Source organism: Bacteroides sp. 1001136B_160425_E2 (assembly GCF_015559655.1).
GTDB lineage: Bacteria > Bacteroidota > Bacteroidia > Bacteroidales > Bacteroidaceae > Bacteroides > Bacteroides luhongzhouii.
On the sequence record NZ_JADMQH010000009.1, the window covers coordinates 1 to 23,883 of the forward strand.

The 23,883-nt window shown below is 40.8% G+C and carries 17 protein-coding genes; 14 read left to right on the plus strand and 3 right to left on the minus strand.

Translation table 11 applies throughout. The features are described 5' to 3' along the window. The first annotated feature begins 579 nt into the window (after positions 1 to 579). The 13 genes from I2I04_RS10430 (at position 580) to I2I04_RS10490 (ending at position 18,796) form a co-directional block, all read left to right on the plus strand. Positions 580 to 1,053: a hypothetical protein gene (locus I2I04_RS10430; protein WP_195471727.1), complete on the plus strand. Its 474-nt coding sequence runs from the start codon at positions 580 to 582 to the stop codon at positions 1,051 to 1,053. 139 nt (positions 1,054 to 1,192) lie between these two features. Continuing rightward, positions 1,193 to 3,382 carry a glutamine synthetase III gene (locus tag I2I04_RS10435; RefSeq protein ID WP_143258141.1) on the plus strand — a complete coding sequence of 730 codons (2,190 nt, stop codon included), beginning with the start codon at positions 1,193 to 1,195 and terminating at the stop codon, positions 3,380 to 3,382. Between the two features lie 116 nt (positions 3,383 to 3,498). After that, positions 3,499 to 4,200 (plus strand): Crp/Fnr family transcriptional regulator, encoded by a 702-nt coding sequence (locus I2I04_RS10440; RefSeq protein ID WP_009039694.1) that lies wholly within the window; start codon positions 3,499 to 3,501, stop codon positions 4,198 to 4,200. Between the two features lie 30 nt (positions 4,201 to 4,230). Continuing rightward, on the plus strand, positions 4,231 to 4,785 hold the full coding sequence (locus tag I2I04_RS10445) for an RNA polymerase sigma-70 factor (RefSeq protein WP_143258140.1): 555 nt from the start codon (positions 4,231 to 4,233) through the stop codon (positions 4,783 to 4,785). Positions 4,786 to 4,851: 66 nt separating this feature from the next. Then, a complete protein-coding gene (locus I2I04_RS10450) occupies positions 4,852 to 6,012 on the plus strand; it encodes a FecR family protein (protein WP_195654982.1) in 1,161 nt (386 codons plus the stop codon). Positions 6,013 to 6,037: 25 nt separating this feature from the next. Then, positions 6,038 to 9,616 carry a SusC/RagA family TonB-linked outer membrane protein gene (locus I2I04_RS10455; protein WP_195654983.1) on the plus strand — a complete coding sequence of 1,193 codons (3,579 nt, stop codon included), beginning with the start codon at positions 6,038 to 6,040 and terminating at the stop codon, positions 9,614 to 9,616. A gap of 19 nt (positions 9,617 to 9,635) precedes the next feature. Further along, positions 9,636 to 11,204: a RagB/SusD family nutrient uptake outer membrane protein gene (locus I2I04_RS10460; protein WP_195654984.1), complete on the plus strand. Its 1,569-nt coding sequence runs from the start codon at positions 9,636 to 9,638 to the stop codon at positions 11,202 to 11,204. A 50-nt stretch (positions 11,205 to 11,254) separates the two neighbouring features. Next, positions 11,255 to 12,328, plus strand: a complete 1,074-nt coding sequence (locus I2I04_RS10465; protein ID WP_229126974.1) for a hypothetical protein — start codon at positions 11,255 to 11,257, stop codon at positions 12,326 to 12,328. 104 nt (positions 12,329 to 12,432) lie between these two features. Continuing rightward, positions 12,433 to 13,440, plus strand: coding sequence for a TlpA family protein disulfide reductase (locus tag I2I04_RS10470; RefSeq protein ID WP_195654986.1), 1,008 nt, complete (start codon positions 12,433 to 12,435; stop codon positions 13,438 to 13,440). Between the two features lie 27 nt (positions 13,441 to 13,467). Continuing rightward, positions 13,468 to 15,174 (plus strand): S8 family serine peptidase, encoded by a 1,707-nt coding sequence (locus I2I04_RS10475; RefSeq protein WP_195471738.1) that lies wholly within the window; start codon positions 13,468 to 13,470, stop codon positions 15,172 to 15,174. Positions 15,175 to 15,184: 10 nt separating this feature from the next. After that, the gene (locus I2I04_RS10480; RefSeq protein ID WP_143258134.1) at positions 15,185 to 16,324 is read left to right on the plus strand and encodes an aspartyl protease family protein; all 1,140 of its coding nucleotides are present in this window, start codon (positions 15,185 to 15,187) and stop codon (positions 16,322 to 16,324) included. Position 16,325: 1 nt separating this feature from the next. After that, positions 16,326 to 17,486, plus strand: coding sequence for an aspartyl protease family protein (locus I2I04_RS10485; RefSeq protein ID WP_143258133.1), 1,161 nt, complete (start codon positions 16,326 to 16,328; stop codon positions 17,484 to 17,486). A gap of 20 nt (positions 17,487 to 17,506) precedes the next feature. Further along, positions 17,507 to 18,796 carry a thioredoxin domain-containing protein gene (locus I2I04_RS10490; RefSeq protein ID WP_195654987.1) on the plus strand — a complete coding sequence of 430 codons (1,290 nt, stop codon included), beginning with the start codon at positions 17,507 to 17,509 and terminating at the stop codon, positions 18,794 to 18,796. Between the two features lie 149 nt (positions 18,797 to 18,945). On the opposite strand, the gene trxB is transcribed toward I2I04_RS10490, so the two are convergent. The 3 genes from trxB to I2I04_RS10505 are packed head-to-tail and all read right to left on the minus strand — an operon-like array spanning position 18,946 to position 23,092. Next, positions 18,946 to 19,896: a thioredoxin-disulfide reductase gene (gene trxB, locus I2I04_RS10495; protein WP_074707523.1), complete on the minus strand. Its 951-nt coding sequence runs from the start codon at positions 19,894 to 19,896 to the stop codon at positions 18,946 to 18,948. Between the two features lie 36 nt (positions 19,897 to 19,932). Further along, a complete protein-coding gene (locus I2I04_RS10500; protein WP_195654988.1) occupies positions 19,933 to 20,580 on the minus strand; it encodes a LolA-like putative outer membrane lipoprotein chaperone in 648 nt (215 codons plus the stop codon). A gap of 19 nt (positions 20,581 to 20,599) precedes the next feature. Beyond that, positions 20,600 to 23,092, minus strand: coding sequence for a DNA translocase FtsK (locus I2I04_RS10505; RefSeq protein WP_143258130.1), 2,493 nt, complete (start codon positions 23,090 to 23,092; stop codon positions 20,600 to 20,602). A 124-nt stretch (positions 23,093 to 23,216) separates the two neighbouring features. On the opposite strand from I2I04_RS10505, the gene I2I04_RS10510 reads away from it, so the two are divergent. Continuing rightward, a complete protein-coding gene (locus tag I2I04_RS10510) occupies positions 23,217 to 23,879 on the plus strand; it encodes a DUF5063 domain-containing protein (protein WP_143258129.1) in 663 nt (220 codons plus the stop codon). The last annotated feature ends 4 nt before the right edge of the window (positions 23,880 to 23,883 follow it).

Consider the following 23,883-nt stretch of genomic DNA (forward strand, 5'->3'; position numbering starts at 1 on the left):
ACTCTATTACTAAGCGTTTTTTCTTTGTTACTAGAGTAAATAAAATTCCGATGCATCTAATATTTATTCAAAACGGTACGGAAATGAACTAAATGATCATTTATTTTTAGACATAAGAACAAAATAACATAAATGCTGCGCTTTGAAGCTTATTTCTGTTACTTATTGAACTGCTATTTTATTTTTTGTTCTTATGTTCTTCTGTCTGTATTAAATTCTCATTTAATTAAAAACTGCATAAAAAAGAGAAAATTCCAATATCAGTTATATAAAGTATTAGCATATACCAAACAAAAAAGAGAAATACTTACTCTTACCTTTTTATTTCTCCTTTTATTCTTGACAAAGAAAAAAATTGTAGTATCTTTGTGATACTCTTCATATCAACCAGGCAGGAAACCTGCCTAGTTTTCGTGGCAGGCATTTTTATGCCTGTCCTGATACTTCATATGGCGGTTTCGTACCCCCGTGTGGAGTGTTAATGCACCCACTGCCTGGTTGGTGAAGAGTAACGGGAAAGGCGGAACCGCTCTTATTTCATAGAAAATCTTCGTCTACCACCTTATTCATAATTATATTATGGAAACAAAACAAGTTACCGTTCAACCAGCGGTGGGAGGCATGATAAAGGCTTCCAAAGATTCATTTGTTATTCCTAAAGAAGAATTAAAGGATTTCTACCTTAAATTTGCTTTCCTCCTGCATCCGGATTCCTGCTCCGTAAACCGTACCGAATTCGAACTATTAAACATTCTGCTGAAAGACCTGAAAAAAATCTTGGCAGCATTGACTCACCTCAACACCCATCCTTGGGATGAAGGCATCGCAGAAATCCAAATTTCATGCGGTGTTTACTCCCTACAAGATAACTTGAGCAAAGAAAAACGTATGCAAATGAACACCTCTACGGGTAAACACCTACAATTTCTCACCCAAATGGCTATGAACAGTCCAGTGTTCAAACAGTTATTCAGGAACTATCACAATCATTATATCCAAGTGGAAAGTTTGGTTAAACAGATGGCTAAAGAAATGGACCAACAGAAGCAATAAGAACAAAAGTTGGAGAATCAACAGAGGGGGTATCTTTAGAAAAACACATGTTTTTATAAAAATACCCCCTTTAAAATAGGGGTAGTTTCAGAAAAAACATATAATTTTGCGCCATCAACCGATAAAAAGTAGACCATTTATGTCAAAAATGCGTTTTTTCGCCTTACAAGAGCTTTCCAACCGGAAACCTCTGGAAGTAATCACTCCTTCCAACAAACTCTCAGATTATTATGGTAGCCATGTGTTCGACCGCAAGAAGATGCAAGAATATCTTCCCAAAGAAGCCTACAAGGCCGTAACCGATGCTATCGAAAAAGGTACGCCCATCAGCCGGGAAATGGCAGACCTGATCGCCAACGGCATGAAGAGTTGGGCTAAGTCACTCAACGTCACTCACTACACCCACTGGTTCCAGCCTCTAACAGACGGAACAGCCGAGAAACACGACGGCTTTATCGAATTCGGTGAAGACGGCGGAGTTATCGAACGCTTTTCCGGAAAACTGCTGATCCAACAAGAGCCGGATGCTTCTTCTTTCCCTAACGGTGGTATCCGCAACACTTTCGAAGCGCGAGGCTATACTGCCTGGGATGTTTCTTCCCCGGCATTCGTGGTAGATACCACTCTTTGTATCCCCACTATCTTCATTTCTTATACGGGTGAAGCACTGGACTACAAAACTCCATTATTGAAAGCACTTGCCGCCGTAGATAAAGCAGCTACGGAAGTTTGTCAGCTATTCGACAAAAACATCACACGTGTATACACAAATCTGGGGTGGGAACAAGAATATTTCCTTGTCGACTCTTCTTTATATAATGCACGTCCCGACCTCTGCCTGACAGGACGGACACTGATGGGACACTCTTCTGCCAAAGACCAACAGTTGGAAGACCACTATTTCGGCTCCATTCCTCCACGTGTCACCGCATTTATGAAAGAACTCGAAATCGAGTGTCACAAACTGGGTATTCCTGCCAAAACCCGCCATAACGAAGTAGCTCCCAACCAATTTGAGTTGGCCCCTATCTTCGAAAACTGTAACCTTGCCAACGACCACAACCAGCTTGTCATGGATTTGATGAAACGTATCGCAAGGAAACATCATTTCAATGTACTCCTGCATGAGAAACCATACAACGGAGTAAACGGTTCAGGCAAGCATAACAACTGGTCACTTTGTACAGATACGGGGATTAACCTGTTTGCTCCCGGAAAGAATCCGAAAGGCAACATGCTGTTCCTCACTTTTCTGGTAAATGTATTGATGATGGTCTATAAAAACCAAAATCTGTTGCGTGCTTCCATTATGAGTGCCAGCAACAGCCATCGTCTGGGAGCCAACGAAGCTCCTCCCGCTATCCTTTCCTGTTTCCTGGGGTCACAACTTTCGGCCACTCTCGACGAAATTGTCCGCCAAGTAGGAAACGAAAAGATGACACCGGAAGAAAAAACGACATTAAAACTAGGCATCGGACGTATTCCCGAAATCCTGCTGGATACCACCGACCGTAACCGCACCTCTCCTTTCGCATTCACCGGAAATCGTTTCGAATTCCGTGCCGCAGGTTCTTCTTCTAACTGCGCCGCTGCAATGATCGCCATTAACGCTGCTATGGCAAATCAGTTGAATGAATTCCGCGCATCAGTAGAAAAATTAATGGAAGAAGGCGTAGGCAAAGACGAAGCTATTTTCCGTCTACTGAAAGAAACTATTATCGCTTCCGAACCAATCCGCTTTGAGGGTGACGGTTATTCCGAAGAATGGAAACAGGAAGCCGCACGCCGCGGACTGACTAACATCTGCCACGTACCGGAAGCCCTGATGCACTATGTTGACAATCAATCCAAATCAGTGCTGATCGGCGAACGTATTTTCAACGAAACCGAATTGAACAGCCGCTTGGAAGTAGAACTGGAAAAATACACCATGAAGGTGCAAATCGAAGGCCGCGTACTAGGTGATCTTGCCATCAACCACATCGTACCTACTGCTGTTGCTTACCAAAACCGGTTGCTCGAAAATCTTCGCGGACTGAAAGAAATATTCCCGGCTGAAGAATACGAAGTATTGAGTGCCGACCGCAAAGAACTGATCCGTGAAATTTCACACCGGGTAACTTCCATTAAAGTACTGGTTCGTGAAATGACCGAAGCACGGAAAGTTGCCAACCATCTGGAAAACTACAAGGAAAAAGCGTTTGCATACGAAGAAAAAGTACGTCCATACCTTGACCAAATCCGCGATCACATCGACCATTTGGAGATGGAAGTGGACGATGAGATATGGCCGTTACCCAAATATAGGGAACTGTTATTTACCAAATAAAATGCCTGTAAGATTGCACGAAAGCTCCCACTTTTGTGCAATCTTTTTATAGATTCGTTCATTTTCTCATTTTTTCTTTTTACTTTTGTGCTGTATAACACAGTTTTGTAGCACTCATGGTAAAAATGAATATGTCAGACATCGATATTTCGGAACCGTTATCCGATATGTTAGCTCCTTTAAATAATGAGCAAAAGGAGTTTCTGATGAACAATTATACAATACAAACCTACAAAAAGAATGAAACCATCTACTGCGAAGGAGAAACACCTTCTCATCTGATGTGCCTTATCAGTGGGAAAGTAAAAATCTTCAAAGATGGCGTGGGAGGTAGAAGTCAGATTATTCGCATGATTAAACCACGCGAATACTTTGCTTATCGTGCTTATTTTGCCAAACAAGATTTTGTAACTGCTGCAGCAGCTTTCGAGCCTTCCGTTGTTTGTCTGATTCCCATGAATGCTATCCTGACCTTAGTTGCCCAAAATAACGACCTGGCCATGTTCTTTATCCGCCAGTTGTCTATTGACCTCGGCATTTCTGACGAACGTACCGTTAATCTGACACAAAAGCATATCCGCGGACGCTTGGCCGAATCTCTCATCTTTCTGAAAGAAAGTTACGGGCTGGAAGAAGATGGATCTACTTTGAGCATTTATCTTTCACGCGAAGATTTAGCTAATCTCTCTAATATGACTACTTCGAATGCTATCCGCACACTGTCGCAATTCGCTACGGAACGGCTGATTACGATCGATGGAAGAAAGATCAAAATCATCGAAGAAGAAAAGCTGAAAAAAATAAGTAAGATTGGATAAGCTCCTTGTACCAATCCTCCACTCTAAATAGTGAACATACATATAGAAAATATAATTGCAGACATAAAACGTGGTAACAAACTAGCTTTCAAAAAGCTATTTGATGACTACTATCCTATTCTTTGTGTTTTCTCCTCCCACTATATTGATGACAAAGAAGTGTGCAAAGACATCGCACAAGATGCGTTGCTAGCTTATTGGGAGCGGAAAGAAGATTTCGATAACATTCTGAAAGTAAAAAGTTTCCTTTATACCGTCACTCGAAACAAATGTCTGAATCATCTCAAACATGAACAATTAGACATTCCAGTTTTCCCCAGACAAGAAGAGTTTGACAGTGGTTTTGAAGCCGCTATTATCGAACAGGAAACATTCCGCATAGTTCGCAAAGCGGTAGAAGAATTGCCTACCCAAATGCGAAATATTATATTATACTCTATGAAAGGGTTAAAAAACCATGAGATTGCTGACAAATTGCAAATATCAGAGGGTACTGTCCATACGTTAAAAAAAATCGCCTATCGCAAACTCCGCGAAAGTCTTAAAGGTATAAATTACGCCTTATTACTCTTTTTATGCAAATAAAGTAACTTTTTGATTACCCCGTTTTTTCGATTGGATTGTTTTATATACAAACAAATCCTAAAAACGATGAATTCATTCAAAGAAAACTTTAGAATTGCAAAATTCCTTGCTTCTCTATTCACACATTCGTCTATCCCGGAGGAAGAAAAAGCCTACCGTGAATGGATTAATGAAAATCCGGAGCATCAAAAGCTAGCCAAACGAATATTGAATGAGGAAACGTATGAAAAAAACACTCAGTTAATCAAAAGTTTCTCTTCACAAAAAGCATGGGACAAAATCTACCCGCTATTGGGAGGAGAAAAAGCATCCGGTTTCCTTTCATGGAGAAAGAGCCTGAAATATGCAGCTCTCATTTTGCTTCTGATAATACCGGCTTCCTACCTTATATATAATTGGGTAACCAGAGAGCCCATCGGCGAAATCGCTCCAGGAACCCATGGCGGAGAACTTACTTTAAGTAACGGCAACACCTTCAATCTTTTCGATAATGTCCTCCCGGAAGGTGCAGCTGAAATGTTCATCATTGATTCTAAAGGGATCAATTATCAAACTCCTGCCAACAAGCCCAAAGTGAAAGAAATCAAGAACACACTCCGTACACTGCATGGCATGGAATGTCACATTGTCCTTTCAGATGGCACAAAAGTACATCTGAATGCAGAATCAAAACTGACTTACCCTATTTGTTTCAACGATAAGGAACGTATCGTACAGGTTGAAGGTGAAGCCTATTTTGATGTTGCTCCGGATAAAGCACATCCGTTTATCGTACAGACACCGCATACCTCTATTCGGGTGACAGGAACTTCTTTCAACGTAAGGGCTTATGCGGATGAAGAAGTGGAAAGTACTACGTTAATCAGTGGAACCGTAAAAATCAACAGCGGAAATGAAACATACCAATTAGTTCCCAACCACCACTATACTTATAATAAAAAGACTCATGCAAATACCGTCACTAACGTAAACACAGAGCTGTATACATCTTGGGAATCCGGATCATTCATCTTTTTAAATGTGCCTCTTGAGAATGTGATGTCATATCTTGCCAAATGGTATGGGTTCAAATACACTTTCGAGGACGAAACTGCCAAACAAGTACGAATCGGGGCATCCCTTAATCGCTATGAAAACATGAACCCGATTATCGACATGATAACAGAATTAAACCTGGTAAATATCAAGCAACGAGAAGGCATCTTGCATATTTCCTACAAACAGTAATAATACATAATATAACTAACGCATTATGAAAAAACGAACGCAATCCCTGCCATGGGTGGTATCTTATGTAAGCAGAAATGTTGTGAAATTCTGTCTTTTATGGATATTCTCCCTTTCTTCACTCATGATTCAAGCGCAAGACAATCAAAGAATTTCTATCGACTTAAAAGGAGAAACCTTGGAATCAGCACTTTGGTATCTGCAGAATCGTACAAAATTTATCTTTATGTATGCCACGGAAGATATTGCTAATGTAACTGATATCACCGTTAAGGCTAAAGATAAAACTATTATTGAAATTCTGGACGAATGTCTGGAAGGTACTAATTTAACTTACGAAATTTCGGGTAGTGCAATCGTAATAAAGAAAAGGCAAAACCCAAAAGTGACCATCAGCGGTTGGATTCGCGACACCAGTGGTGAGGCATTACCCGGTGCCACTGTTACGATCCGGGGATCCAAACATGGAGCCATCGCCGGCATGGATGGACATTACACTTTCAATATTCCGGCACAGGAGGGGTTGATCCTCACTTTTTCTTTTATCGGAATGGAAAAGAAAACGATAAAGTATACAGGCAAGAAAACAATCAATGTCACCCTGAATGGTTCCAGTACAGAAATTGATGAAGTTGTAGTAACCGGTTATCAGAACATTCAACGCCGTGATCTTGTAGGTTCTATTACTACGATCAAAGCGAAAGATATTATAATGCCCTCTTATACTACTATTGACCAAATGTTGCAAGGACGTGTAGCAGGTATGGTGGTCACTAACTCAAGCAGCCGTGTAGGTACTGCTCCTAAAATTCAGATTCGAGGAACCAGTACGCTGCAAGGAAACCGTGATCCATTGTGGGTAGTAGACGGTATTATCCAGGAAGATTTCCAAGTAACACTAGATAACGGTGAACTGATGACCAAAAGCTTAAAGGATATCATCGGTAATCAAATTTCATGGCTAAATCCTGCCGACATCGAAAACATCACAATCTTGAAAGATGCTTCCGCCACGGCTATCTATGGTTCGAAAGCATCTAACGGGGTAATCGAAATCACAACTAAGAAAAATACCACTGACAGACTGACAGTGAACTACTCTACCAATTTCAACATCGGACAACGTCCCAATTATGGAATGTTCAATTTTATGAACTCTCAAGAACGTATCCGTTTTTCACAAGAGGCATTCGACGCCGGAATCTCTTACATAACAATGCCTTACAAAGACCCTAACACTTATGAAGGTCTGTTACGTATGTTACAGGAACACGATATTTCAGATATCGAATACCGAGCACTTTATAACGCCATGGAGACCCGCAATACAGACTGGTTCAAACGTCTGACACGCCGCTCGTTCAGCCATACTCACAATATTAGCGTTTCTGGTGGAACAAATAAGTTCAGCTATTCGGCATCTATGGGGTATAACAACAGCGAAGGTCAAGAAATAGGGAATGATAACGAACGTATGACCGGACGTATCGCCCTCATGTTACGTCCAGTAGAAAAACTGACTATCAGCCTGACATTAAATGGTAGTGTTTCTACCACCAACGGTTTCTTCGATAATGTCAATCCTATGAGTTATGCCACTAGCACGAACCGTGCCATTGATCCGGACGCTTACTATATGCAAGAGAACGGATACCACTATAAAACAGGTAATAAAGAAACTCTTTCATATAATTTTATCAATGAACGAGATAACAGTGGCTCGAAAGCGCGTTCAAACTTCATGTCCGCCTCTTTAGATGTCAACTGGCATATCCTCGACTGGTTAACCTACCAATTTACCGGAGGTTATTCAAACAACAATAGCACCAATGAGAGCTGGGCTACCGAACGTACATACTACATAGCCAACGAGTATCGTGGATACGATTTTAATTCCGTAACTCCCACCAGCCCTGAATTTAAGGCCGCACAACTTCCATTCGGAGGTAAATTGTATACGAATGATAATAATCAGTACTCTTACAATATTCAGAACAAATTACAATTCAGCAAGGCATTCAACGCTGACAACCGATTAAATGCATTATTAGGTATGGAGCTCCGTTCCTCTACAGCCAAAGGGACCGCCAATACCGTCTGGGGATATGTCCCGGACAGAGGTGAACGTATCGTAGCACCGACCATACCAAGCGAAGTAGTATCACCAGAAGGAAGTCCTACAGGCTGGGGAATATTAAAAGAAATTTATAACAGAGGTTGGCAAAGAACAAACAACACCAACAACTTCCTTTCGTTTTTTGCCACTTTCGCATATTCATTCAAAAACCGCTATGTAGTGAATGCCAATGTGCGAAATGATGCTTCCAATGTTTTCGGACAGGATATTAATCACCGTATCGACCCGACTTATTCATTCGGTTTCTCCTGGAGGGCATCAGAAGAAGCTTTCTTCCAAAAGTATCTGTCATGGATCACTACACTTAATTTCAGAGGAACATTCGGTATTCAAGGGAATGCTTTGACACGCGAAAGTCCCGAACTAATCTTAAATCAACAGGGAGTACAACCCGGATACAACCGCTACTACTCTACTATCAGCCAGATCCCCAACCCATACCTCTCATGGGAACGTACCAGGAACTGGAACTTTGGTGTGGATTTGGAACTATTCCGCATGTTTTACATGAACCTAGAATATTACACCCGACGTTCCAATGCAGTAATCGGTGTTGATTTGCCATTCGAATACGGAATTAACCAGATGAAACGTAACGGTGGAATTATTTACAATAGAGGTATTGAATATACATTATCATTCACACCTATTCAGAAACGTGATTTCGCCTTGAATGTTAACCTGAATGCCTCTAAAAACTGGAATAAAGGTGGAGAAACCAAGATTGACAGAAACACAACAATGTACCTGAATGGAAACGGCACCCAAATCTTAAAAGAGGGGTATCCGTTAAGTGCATTCTGGTCATACTCCTTTGCAGGTCTTGACGGAAGTAATGGTAAACCGACATTCAACTACGTTGAAGTTCCAGAAGAAGAAAAAAGTAAAGACATCGATCCGACCACTTACCTTGTATATTCCGGAGAAAAAGAGCCGTTCTTCACCGGAGGTCTCGGTTTAAGTTTCCGCTACAAGTCTTTGTCATTGAACACTAGCTTCTCCCTTTTATTAGGTAGCCATAAACGTTTGCCGTCACCTTACAATGATTTCCGAGGAGATCATAATATGATGCCCGATCCGACTAAGAATATAAACCGGGATTTACTGAATCGTTGGCAAAAGCCAGGGGATGAAGCCCACACAAATATCCCCGGACTACCGACATGGCCGTTAGGAATAGCCTGGACTTTGCCTAACACAGATAACGGAGAATCAGCCATTCCAATGTGGGAAAAATCAGATGCTATGGTAGTTAATGCTTCATTCCTGCGTTGCCGCAACATCGGACTATCCTGGCAAATGAAAAAAGAATGGTGCGACAAGATACATGCCAAAAATCTGTCTGTCAATTTCAATATGGACAACATATTTGTAATAGCCAGCAAACGCTTTAACGGCTTCGACCCGGAATTAGAGAACAGCATCATGCCACGCTCTTTCTCATTGGGACTTAATATCGGATTTTAAACAATAAACAAAGAGAGATATGAAACTTAAATATTTAATTTTTACAATTACACTTACCAGCCTCACCGCTTGTGGAGATTTTTTAGAGCCCAAGTCACAGAGTCAATACATCCCCAAAGACGCTAACGCATTACAAGAGATGCTTATTGGAGAAGCTTATCCCCGACAGCAGGACACTAGATTTCTCAACTATCTGGAAATACTCGCAGACGATATCGAGCAGAATCAGGTGGAAGGCTACGGATTCACTGAAAATGACCAGGCAAAGATGGAAGTTTTTGAAATTCTGTATAGTTGGCAACCCAATATGTTCGAAATACGGGAGAAGTTAGGATACCAAACGGTCAATACATGGGAAAACCTCTATGAATATATTTTAGGAGCTAATGCCGCACTTGACTATATTGACGAAGTGTCTGGTACAGAATCCGAAAAAAATTATATTAAAGCACAAGCCTACGCTTTAAGGGCTTTCTATTATTACATGCTGGTCAATCAGTATGGACTTCCTTATAATTATAACAAAGAATCGCTGGGAGTTCCTCTAAAACTGGATAGTAAAATGAGGGATGAAGGCAATATATTGATGAAACGGAACACGGTAGAAGAAGTGTACCTGCAGATTGTTGCCGACATCAACGAAGCAGAACGCTTATTTCTAACTCTCTCTACCATACAGCAATATGAGCCGAACTACCTCGTCAGCCTACCTATGGTACAATTATTAAAGTCACGTGTAGCACTATATATGGAAAATTGGGCAGAAGCGAAAACGTATGCGGAGAAAGTTATCAAAGACTGGAATTTCTCATTACGTGACCTGAATACGATCCCTGCACCGGAAGCGGGTATGCAAGAACCTTATTATACATTCAATACATATGATTCACCGGAAGTTATCTGGAGTTATGGAACCACAAGAGATCTAACAGGTGAATACGAAGGTTATATCGAAAAAAAAGACAAAACTTCCGACGGAGAAGAGAACAGAAGAATGTTTAAAGCTGCAGATGAGTTGCTCAAAAGCTTCCAAGAGGGGGATTTACGCAAAGATCGTTACATCACCAGAGAAGTGCAGTACAACAAAATGGTGCCGGAAAACAGTACTTTTTATGACACTTATCTCCCTTATGGCAAATACAAAACACTCCGTTCTGTGCCCACTTCAGGAAGTAGTGATTATTTTGCCCTCTCTTTCCGAATAGCAGAAGCTTATCTGAACTATGCAGAAGCTGCTGCAATGAATAAAGCTGAAGGAGATGCCATAACTACAATGAACACATTACTGGAAAAACGATACGTTGAAGGAAACGCACCCTCCTTCTCGGGATTAAGCGGAGAAGCTCTCATCACTAAAATACGTGAAGAACGCAGAAAAGAACTTTGTTATGAAGGCCAACGCTGGTTCGACTTACGTCGTTACGGTATGCTTCCCATACAACATAAATGGGAAGGTAAAGTGTATACACTGACAAAAAATGATCTTTCGTATGTATTACCTATTCCTCAAGAAGTTATACAAAAGAACTTATTACTAGAACAGAACTCATTCGGACCGCAACGAATTGGAGTTCCCGTCATAGACTAAAATATAAATCACAAGAAACAATGATCACTAATATTAAACAACAGAGAATTATGAAGCCAATATATAATGTATGGATATTACTATTCTGTCTCACATTCTCTTCCTGTTATGATGAAGATATAATCGAGCCGACACCAGACCCGCTAGCACTTGCCGGAGGGTTCGAATTTCCTCAAGGAGACAACCCGTGGGACAATGATGCTATGGAAATCTATAAGAATTTCGGAGTCAAACTGATATATAAAAATATAACAGAAAAAGATCTCAATAAAAACTGGACCAATGGCGGTCTCGGTGGTAGTTCATCAAAAACATTCGAAAATTGTCTTAATGATGAAATGGGGGCATTTTATATCACCTTTATGAAAAGCCATGTATTTCCTTATCTTAATCGGGAGGTAACTGATAGAGTATTTCCTATGTATTGGTATTTTGTATACAATTATTCTGTATTTACATCCATAATACCCGGAATATTGGAATACTACGTCGCATTATCCGAACATGATGAAAGCCAAACCGACTGTTGGATAACTTGCTTTTGGGGAGATGCTGCTCACAGTACATATGAAGCCCCAATTCCAGCATGGAGAAGCCCCATTGCCAACGATCAAGATAGCTATGCAATACGCCGTTTTAAAATTATTGATGAAGTCATACGTACAGCTATCACAAGAGGGAATATTATCATACCAGAAGACGAATTTGACGCAGGATTCGACCATTCAACTCCACTTGTAAAAGATGAAGCTATTGAAAGCAAAGCTGATCCTAACTACTATCTTAAAAGAGGATATCCAGGTTATATAAATTCATTATCTGGAAAATATTCTGAACCAAATTCAAATAATCCTCCAACAGCCAAAGAAACATTTATCGGTTATCTGCAAATAGCCATGCGATTTACAAAAGAAGAACGCGAAACGATGTGGCCTTCGGCAACTTATCCATTCTTAAGTACTAAGTTTGATTTTGTAACAAACTATCTAAAAAAATATAATATTGATTTGGAAGCTATTGCCCAAGGACCGGAAGATTGGGATATCAAACCTTATCCAGAACTACCGGAAACAGATGAAGGAGATGACGACGATGATGATCCTTGGCCAGGCTGGGATTGGTGAAATGACTGATAAAAAACTCTCTAACTATATTAAGATAATCATCTTATTAAAGAATAGACTAAATAATAACAAGATATTTTACTATATCTTATAAACCCAAAATCATGAAATTAATAAAAAGACTTTCATTTATATTATTATTCTTATGGAGCACTACTCCTCTATGGAGCGACGACGGGTTACTATTCAAAGGAAAGTTGAGACTACTCAAACCAACCACTTTACAAGTTAAGGATTTGAATGGAAACCTCATTTTAAGTTGTTCCATTAACCTGAATGGAGTATTCGAAACTGAAAAGAAATACATTTTACCTGATGTATACACACTATATATTGGGAATACAGAGCAAAACATATACCTCGAAAACACCCCTGTAAACATTCATGGTTTTTTTGATGAAAAGAACCCCGAACAAAGTTCGCTTTCATTCACCGGTATCGATCCGTTTCTGACCTTGCAAACCTATATGCCCACAGAAAGAGATCCGGATATAGCAACGATTTCTACTTCTGTCAAAGGAAAACTCACTCCCAGCATGGCAGCTGCATTAGCCTATCTGGCAGATATAAATGATTACCAATCCAACAAAATGCTATTGGACATGATACCAGAGCAAGACAGAAAGTCCTTATCTGCCAAATGGTTGGTAAACAGAGTAGAGGTCCTATCCCACCAAATTATCGGTGCAGAATGTCCCGACTTTACTTTCATAGATGCCAACGGAAAAAATGTAAGTTTGAAAGACTTCCGTGGAAAAATTGTCGTACTGGATTTCTGTGCTTCCTGGTGTGGTCCCTGTCGCAAAGAAATGCGTAGTATGCTAACCATATACAACGAACTGAAAGCTGATGACTTGGAATTCATCAGTGTCTCGCTGGATGACAGCGAAGCAAAATGGAGAAAAATGCTGGATGAAGAAAAGCTTCCGTGGGTGATGCTGTGGGATAAGACAGGATTCCCTAAAAACAGTAAAACTCCAAGTGCTATCCAGAATGCTTATGGCTTCTACTCTATCCCTTTCCTTGTAGTCATTGACAAAGAAGGCAAACTTGCAGCACGAAATGTTCGAGGTGAACAAGTGCGCGAAGCCATATTAAAAATTAGAAAATAAACTGTATAAATTATAACTCATCCAACAATGAAGAAACTTATATTTCCTATTGTATGCTGTTTTGTCAGCATTGCAGCATCGGCCCAGTTAGTCAAACAAAAGGTAGAAACACAAAAGAAACAATCCGAACTGGACTGGTTTAACTGCTCTTTCGACCAGGACAGTGTGTACGGAGCCGAAGTAAACAAAGCCTATGATTACCTGAAAGCCAACAAAAAGAAAGCTAAAAAAAGACCGGTTGTTGCATTGATTGGAACTGGAATGGACGTAGAACACGAGGACCTGAAACATGCTATCTGGATCAATCCGAAAGAAAAACAGAACCAGAAAGACGATGATAAGAACGGGTTTGTTGACGACATCAATGGATGGAACTTCATCGGCGGCAAAGACGGACAGGTAATGGAAGCTCTGACACGCGAAGGAGAACGTGAATTCTTCCGCCTCAAAGACAAATACGCTGATTATGTCTTTGATGGAAAGAAATATTATAAAATCGTTAACGGAAAACGTCAGGAGGTTCCCGCACCGGAAAATATGGAGGAATACAATTACTATCGTTTTAAGGTTATGCCGGAATCCAGAATTGGAGGTACATATGGCGGCTTGCAACTTTCTTATGTTATAGAAGAATATGTTGAAAAGTTCGACAAGGACATGAAAAAACGTTTTCCGGGAAAAGAATTAACCGTTGAAGATTTCCAAAGTTGTTATGATCCCAAAGCAGAAAGAGACAGTCTTTCTGAAGTTGCCTTTGTGTTTACAGCCTACTACTTCAGTCTCTATAATACAGACAAATGGGAACCCGTATATCAGAATATGGGAAAGAAAAGCGTAGAGACAGCTAAAGCAGCCTATGCAGATGCCTTAAAGAAATATGGCACAGACAACCGTAAAGAAATTGTAGGTGACAATCCTATGGATATTAATGACACGCATTACGGAAATAACGTACTGTTAACATCAGATGCAGCAACCGGTGTAATGAAAGCAGGTGTCATCGCAGCCAAACGTGACAACGGTGTTGGAAGTAACGGTATAGCTGATAATGCGGAAATCATGACCTTGCGCATTCACCCGGGAGAAGGAGAACCTTACCTGAAAGATATGGCACTGGCCATCCGCTATGCAGTAAACCATGGAGCAGATGTAATCTTACTGCCGGAACAAAACTCTTTATATCCGGAAGAACAAAAACAATGGGTAACAGATGCACTAAAAGAGGCAGAAAAGAAAGGAGCATTAGTTATTGTTCCTGTTTGGGATCTATCAGTAGACATGGATAAAAGCGAATTTTTCCCGAACCGGAAAATGAGCAAAGATGGTGAGTTTACCAATTTCATGGTGGTTGCTTCATCTGACAAGAAAGGCAATCCGGTGCTGAACACGAACTACGGTGCAACGGCTCTCGATATTTATGCTCCGGGAACGGATATTTATTCTTCCTATATGGGCGATACTTACCAAAAAGGAACTGGTGAAGGAATGGCTTCAGCTACTGTAGCCGGTGTAGCCGCCCTTGTGAAATCTTATTTCCCTAAACTGACCGGTTCTCAAATCCGTGACATTTTATTAAAGAGCGTCACTTCACGCAAAGGTGTTGAAGTAGAAAAAGGAATCCGCGTGGACGATAGACCTTCACAGGATTTATTCCTTTTTGATGACCTATGCATTTCCGGAGGTATCGTAAATGCTTATCAAGCAATCTTGGAAGCAGAAAAAGTCAGCAAATAAAGATTAATCTATGAAGTATACTCGTCTAACTGGAACCGTCATCGCCTTTTGCATGGCGGTCCCTTTATTCGCCCAACAATATAAAGCAACCATACCCTATCGGATGGTAGGCGAAAAAATGATTGTCGAAATGAAAGTAAACGGCACTGAACGCCCTTTCATCTTTGATACCGGAGGACGCACTGCTCTCACGACTAAAGCCTGCCAAGGACTACAAATAGTGGCAACAGACTCGATGAAGGTGACAGATGTGAACAACGTGGAAAGTTATTACAAAACTACACGGATAGAAAACCTGACGACTCCCGATAATGTTATTAACTTTAAACATGCCCCATCACTGATTATCGATGAGGTAAAAGGTTGGGAATGTTTTGGAGTAGACGGCATCATCGGCAGCGATTTATTTGCAAGTACCATTGTCAGCATTGATTCGCAGACAAAAAATATCATAGTCACATCTGCCGAAAAACCCTCTACGGTATCTTTACGGAAAATGCTGAATTTCACAAAAGAAGGGGGCATGCCGATTGTCAATGTACAGATAGCCCCGGTCAGCAACATTACTGTATTATTTGATACAGGTAGTCCCAGTCTGCTATCTCTTATTGAAAGTGATTTTGAGAAAATTAAGCCGGAGGCATCTTTGGAAGTCATTTCTGAAGGATATGGAGAAGGAAGCATCGGAGTAGCCGGACAAGCGGAGAAAGCTTCTTCTTATAGAGTATATATCCCCACGTTGTCAGTAGGAGCCACCAAATTTCGTAACTTGACGACCAGTACGAGCAAACACCCTTATACGTTACTAGGTGTCAAGTTGCTGGAATACGGTAAAGTAACCATCGACTATCCGCGAGGAAGATTCTATTTTGAGGCTTTCCAACCGGATAATGAAATCAACAATCAATGTAATAACTTCGATTTGACGGTCAAAGACGGAGACTTATATGTATCTACCGTCTGGAGCAGTACAAAGGGGAAGATAGAAGTAGGAGACAAAGTAATTAAAATTAATGGCAAGCCTACTAAAAAATATGACTTCTGCGAAAGTATCCTGAACGGAATACCGGAATTGAAAGAAAAAAAACAGACGAAGCTTACAATACAGACAGCTTCCGGCGTAAAAGATATTATCTATAAAAAAGAATGATATGAAAAGAATAGGAATACTGACCGGCTTATGGCTGCTATTATTTCTAAACTGTGGACAAGAAATGGTAGCGCAAATCCAGAATAAGGTTTGCGATACCATTCCTTATGAATTCATCCATGAGAAAATCATCATACCCGTCACCGTTAATGGCATAAAAGTAAAATACATCGTCGATACCGGAGGAAGAACAGGGACCATGTATGATGCAGCAACGGAAATGAAAGCTACTGCCGCAGGATATATGCGTATTTCTGATGTGAATGCACAAGGCTCCAACTATCAGGAAGCCCACGTACAGAATATTTCTATCGGAAAAAGCTATAAAATCAAACAGTTGAAAACGATGGTGCTACCTAAAAGTCCATTCTTCACAGAACTGGGAGTTGTCGGAATTCTTGGAGGAGATGCCTTCGCACAATCGGTTGTAACATTCGATTCCCGTTCGAAAATAATGGTTATCAACTATCCGTATCGTCCCGAAAGGTTAAAAGTGACAGACGGAATTCCTTTGTTGGATGAAACAGAACATCATTCCATCGTCAACGTTCGATTAGGGAATAATGATTTAAGGGTTCTGTTTGACACAGGTGCTAATGGCTTTCTACTTTATTCTACGGAAGATTACAACAGGCTGGCTGACGTTTCGCAACTTACCAATCATGGATATGGTATCGTAGCTGCCGGAATAACAGGGTTAGGCAAGCCGGTGGATATTAAAAAAGTATCTGTACCTTCCATCAATATCATGGGAAAAGAATTCACGAACGTAGGTAGTACAACAACTGTCATGAATGGAACTATCATCGGAGTGGATCTACTGAAGTATGGTAAAGTAATTATCGATTATATGCGGAGACGTTTTTACTTCCTCCCATTTGAAGAAGAAAAAATCGACATGGGAGGTGCTCCTGCTCTTTGGAACGTAAGTATATTGCCACGGAACGAGAGATTCGAAATTACCACAATATGGAATAGCATGAAAGATACAGTTGCTTTCGGAGACGAAGTGATTAATATCAACGGAACTTCACTGAAAGATTGTCCAATGAGCCAAATGGCTGTAGAAGAAATTATGAATGCTATACCTGGTGATACCGGCTATATTATCATCAAAAAAGATAATCAAGAGAAAAGAATTGAAATCAGGAAAGAGAAATAAACTTTAAACAGAAAGAATATATGAAACGAATAATAACCAAAATGTATCTCTGTTTGCTTGCATTCTGTATTACAGGAGGTATCAGTGCACAAACACAAAACAGTATGACAGAGGTCATTCCATTCAAAACTATTGATGGAAAAATTATCGTGGAAGCTACCATAAATGGTGAAGTGGCTGACTTTGTCCTCGATTTATCAGGACATAACGCTCTACTCCCTGAAGCTCTCAAGAAGTTACACATCAATACAGAAAAGAAAGGAACTTTTAGTTCTTACCAAGATTTTGTATTTAAACAGGTACCTGTCGGAAAGGTATATGAAATGGCAACAGTAGCTATTGGTAAAAATACATTTGCCAACGATCTTCCGGCTTTCGCATTGGAAGATGAACCATATCTACGCAAGCTAGGGGTTATGGGTGTATTAAGTGGTGCTGTTTTCCGCACTTCTGTATTAACCATTGACATGCAACGGAAGAAAATTACGATTACACAGCCCTACCGTCCTTCTTATATGAAACTTAACTATCGGGAAAATTTTAACTTGATAACGGGATTAGGAATAGTATGTCCGATAAACATTCAAGGAAAGCCTGTTTCTCTTGTCCTGGACACGTGGAGCGAAGGATTGGTGAATCTTACCGAAGCAGATTTCAATACATGGAGTACACAATATACCAAAGGAAGTAACCAAAAAGTTTCCAATGGATATAAAGAGGAAAATCAAGAACAGGAAAGCCTCATCTTACCTGAAACGATGTTTGTAAAAACAAAGATTGAAGATGCCATGGCAGTGAAAAACCCATTCTTGAAACGTTCCGTATTAGGCAAAAAGATACTGGACTACGGAATTATATCTATTGACTATATTCATCAGAAAATTTACTTCCAGCCATTCGATATGGTTCCTATACCAGAAGCGGAAGCTAAAGTGACGGAAACCAAAGTTGAAGATGGTAAGTTGAATCCAATTACCCGCCAGTTCTTTCTCGAACACATTTTCGACTACAGAAAAGGAAATGATTTCATTTATAATGGAGACAAACCGATAGTCATTGATTTCTGGGCTACATGGTGCGGTCCATGTATGCGTCTACTTCCGGAAATGGAAAAACTAGCTGAAAAATATAAAGGAAAAGTTATATTCTATAAGGTAAATGCTGATAAAGAAAAAGATTTATGCAACCACTTTAGTGTACAAGCATTACCTACGCTATTCTTCATCCCAGTAGGCGGCAAACCAATTATCGAGGTTGGTGCCACGCCGGAAAAGTATGTACAGATCATTGAAGAACAACTCCTGAAATAAAAATCTCTCTCTTAAATTATATAACTATACTAATCTAAAATTTTAACTAAACGAGGGTGTCCGTAATGGACACCCTCGTTTTATTTGATAATCAATCACACCGGAATGAGGTGATTGCCATTTATTCGTTTATATCGAAGATATATTTATCACACAAGCCCTTTGGAAGAAAGATAGCGTTCTGCCTCCAAAGCTGCCTTACATCCACTTCCCGCGGCCGTAATAGCTTGACGATAATGCGGATCAGCCACATCTCCTGCAGCAAAGACCCCGGGCACTTTCGTACGAGGACTATCACCATCTGTAATAATGTAACCGACTTCGTCTGTATCAATATACTCTTTGAATATTTCAGTATTCGGTTGATGTCCGATGGCTAGGAAGAAACCGTCGATAGGCAAGCTATAACGTTCTTCATCCGGTTCACCCCAACGTTTCACCAGGTTTACCCCTTCTACTCCATTGTCACCAAACAAACCAACCGCATTATGTTCAAAAAGAACTTCAATCTTCTCATGATTCATGACACGCTCCTGCATTATCTTCGATGCACGCAGGAAAGGTTTACGGACAATCAAATATACTTTGGATGCAAGACCGGCAAGATAAACCGCTTCTTCACAAGCAGTATCACCACCACCAACTACAGCAACCACTTTCTTACGATAGAAAAAACCATCGCAAGTAGCGCAAGCACTTACACCCATTCCGGCATACTTCTTTTCATCCTCCAGTCCCAGATATTTAGCTGTAGCTCCGGTAGCAATAATCAATGATTCCGTTTCAATCACTTTATCACCGTCAATTGTTATTTTATAAGGAGCTTTACTTAAATCAGCTGCCGTAGCGATACCAAAACGAACGTCTGTTCCGAAACGGCTTGCCTGTGCACGCAAATCTTCCATCAATTGCGGACCACTGATACCTTCCGGATAACCGGGGAAGTTCTCTACATCTGTGGTAGTAGTCAACTGGCCACCCGGCTGCAATCCTTCATATAGTACCGGACATAAATTAGCACGTCCTGCATAAATCGCTGCCGTATATCCGGCAGGTCCTGAACCTATAATCAGGCATTTCACTTTTTCTATTTCTGCCATTTTAATTTATCTTTATTGTTTTGTTATAAAAACATGTTATCTCAAATCTATCACCTCTGCATTGGGATATTGTTTTTTATCAAAAGTAAAAACACGATCCGTATAATTCTGCCCGGTCTGATAACTTGTAACGGTTATCTCATTACGTGTCTGCCGACCACGCTGCTGAAGCAAAATATATAGAGGTTCATAAGTGTCCTTCGTCACAAAAAGAGTGATACGTTCCAACTCCCGTTTCTTATCTCTGGCAGTCAGAACAACTTCCCAAACGGCTTTTCCACGAAACGTTTTGGTCGCCCCCAACTTATAAGAGAATCCTTTCTGATACATATACAGAAATGTATACGGATTTATCTGCTGCAACTCTTCCTGCGTCGGATTACTGACATTCACTTCATCATTTTTTGTCACATAACTCCACTGCGTTTTTCCGTCAAACCAAGTGATAATATCAGATGTTTTCAGTACAAATTTCTCTCCTTTCAACTGAATCATTCCACTTTCAGTCCCTTCTACCAAGCCATTTGTCACAGCCTTTACAGTAAAATCAGCCTTCACACCACCTGCTTTACGAAACGCCTCTGCCGTTTTGTCAAGAATGACTTTAGCCTGCGACTGCTGTTGTTGAGCAATCACAGGCAAAGACAGTAAAGCTATTAAAACACTAAAAATGTACTTTCTCATTTGATTAATAAACGAACTGTTACTGTAAATTGTTCAATCGCATTTCAAGATCATTATCGTCAATACACAATACGTCACGGGCCTTGCTTCCTTGCGTAGGACCTACAATTCCGGCCTTTTCCAATTGATCCATTATACGGCCGGCACGATTATAGCCAATCGCAAATTTACGCTGAATCAATGAAGTGGAGCCTTGCTGATGAATAACAACCAACCGGGCTGCATCTTCAAACAACGGATCGAGACGTCCCATATCAATATCCCCTACTTCACTATTACTATCTTCACTCACATATTCGGGCAAGAAGAACGGAGTAGGATAACTTTGCTGACGGGCAATGAATTTTGTAATCTCTTCTACTTCCGGCGTATCGATAAAGGCACACTGTACACGTACCGGATCAGCTCCCTGCAAGAAAAGCATATCCCCCTTACCAATCAAGCGGTTAGCACCCGGACGGTCAAGAATAGTACGGGAGTCCATCATGGCAGATACACGGAAAGCGATACGCGCCGGGAAGTTGGCTTTAATCGTACCTGTAATAATATTAGTAGTCGGACGCTGTGTAGCGATAATCATGTGAATACCGACGGCACGTGCCAACTGTGCAATACGGGCAATCGGAAGTTCCACTTCTTTACCGGCAGTCATAATCAAATCTCCGAACTCGTCAATAACCACTACGATATACGGCATAAACTTATGCCCCTTTTCCGGATTCAGACGACGGTTGATAAACTTCTCATTATATTCCCTGATATTACGCACATGTGCCATTTTCAGTAAGTCATAACGGGTATCCATCTCCACACAAACAGAGTTCAAGGTTTGCACTACCTTCGTTACGTCTGTAATAATCGGCTCACCCCCATCAGGAAGTTTGGCCAGAAAATGATTTTCGATCACCGAATAAATGCTGAATTCTACTTTCTTCGGATCGACCAGTACAAACTTCAATTCTGCCGGGTGCTTCTTATATAATAAGGAGGTAATAATAGCATTCAAACCTACTGACTTACCCTGACCGGTTGCACCCGCCACCAATACGTGCGGCATCTTGCAAAGGTCGAACATAAAGACTTCATTCGTGATGGTCTTACCCAATACAATAGGCAGATCATATTTGGATTCCTGGAATTTCTTGCTTCCGATCACACTTTGCCCGGAAACGATCTTCGGATTCTTGTTCGGCACTTCAATACCGATTGTTCCCTTACCCGGTATCGGAGCAATGATGCGGATACCATCAGCCGAAAGGCTCAATGCAATATCATCTTCCAAACCACGGATTTTGGAAATACGTACTCCCTGTTCCGGAGTAATTTCATATAAAGTTACCGTAGGTCCTACCGTTGCTTTAATCGTACTGATTTCGATTCCGAAACTGCGCAATGTGTTGATAATACGATCTTTATTTGCATTCTGTTCATCCATGTCAATCGTCGGATCATCATTTTCAAAATGCTTCATCAGGTCGATAGTCGGGAAACGGTAGTTTTCCAAATCCTTAGTGGGATTGTAAGGTTCGAGTTCCGGCCCTTGATATTCTTCTTCAGAAGCCGCAGATTCTACTTCAAACCCGGGTTCCGCCTCTTCCAAAGATTCTTCCTGCACAGCGGGAACAGGATTGGAGACAGTCGGCTCAAACACCATAGTCACTCCTTCACTTTCATCAGATAAAGGAGAATCTTCCGGCTCCGGTTGATTGACTGGGAATTCCTTCACGGGTTCTTCAGCCTGTATATCCATCACAGGTGCCGGAGGAGGTGTCTGTTTATATGTCCGTTTCAAATTGAACTCCACTTCTTGCGGTTGGGAAGTCGTGAACTCCTGATCGCCTTCTCCTTCCGGGATGATTTCTTCCTTCTCTTTCTTTTCGCGTTTCAAGAAACTCAACGCAAAAAGTTTACGCAACCAAATAACAGTACGCGCACTTATATATATAAAGAAACAGACAGCAGTTATCAATAGGACCATCCATACCCCAGGCACTCCTACTTGCGAGATTAACCAACGGCTAACATTGTATCCGTGCATACCGCCCAGATAAATGAAGGAATCCTGATAATGATCCATAAAAGCAAATCCGAAGAATACGGAAAACCAGATTAATAAAAGCGTGCAGCCAATAAACCACTTCCACAAGCGGACCACACGTACACGCATCAACTTCAATCCCGCCACTGCCAGAAAAACAAGTATGAAGAAAGAGGAAACACCGAAACAGTCGTTTATCAGATAACTTGCCAACTGCGCTCCGCGTGAACCGGCATAATTCTTCACCTGATTATTAACAGCCGCCAAATCCGCCGAACTACCGCTATCGATAATACTTTGATCGGCAGCCCCCGTAAAGAAGAAGGAAGAAAAAGCCAACAACAGGTAAACGGAAAAGATGACCAGCATCAATCCAATCACAAAATGAACAGTTTCATTCTTACATACAGCCACAATTTTACTGGGGGAAGAGGGAGTGCTTTCCGCCTCCTTATCTAATTTCTTCTTTGCCATGAGTCTTTTATTCTTTTTATAAAACTGGAATGAGATTCTAAGCTGCAAAAATAATAAAAAAATAACGAGCACTACGCTCATTCAATCCTTTTTCTTACCTTTGCGTTTCAAATCAATATAGATCATGGAAAAAGAAAGCCAAACGATATTTGATAAGAACGTAATTGAGTTCGTTACAGTAGCCGCCGAATTTTGTGCATTTCTCGAACGTGCCGAACGCATGAAGCGTAGTACTTTCGTTGATACATCATTAAAAATACTCCCCCTACTCTATCTCAAAGCATCTATGCTGCCCAAATGTGAGACGATCGGGGACGAGGCGCCCGAAACGTATGTCACGGAAGAGATTTACGAAATTCTGCGTATCAATCTTTCAGGATTGATGGGTGACAAGGACGATTATCTGGACGTATTCGTGCAAGATATGGTTTATAGCGACCAACCTATCAAGAAATCAATATCGGAAGATCTGGCTGACATTTATCAGGATATTAAAGATTTCATATTTGTCTTCCAACTGGGACTGAACGAAACAATGAATGATTCATTGGCTATCTGCCAGGAAAACTTCGGCACACTGTGGGGACAGAAACTGGTAAACACGCTACGCGCCCTTCATGACGTGAAATACAACCAGCTGGAAGAAGAGGAGCAAGAGAATGGTAATGAAGAAGGATTTTACGAACCAAGCGACGACAACGATTGTTGTGAAGAAGAAGGCTGTCATTGCCACAACGATGATTGCCACTGTCACGAAGACGGTTGCCATTGCCACGATGATGAATAAATAT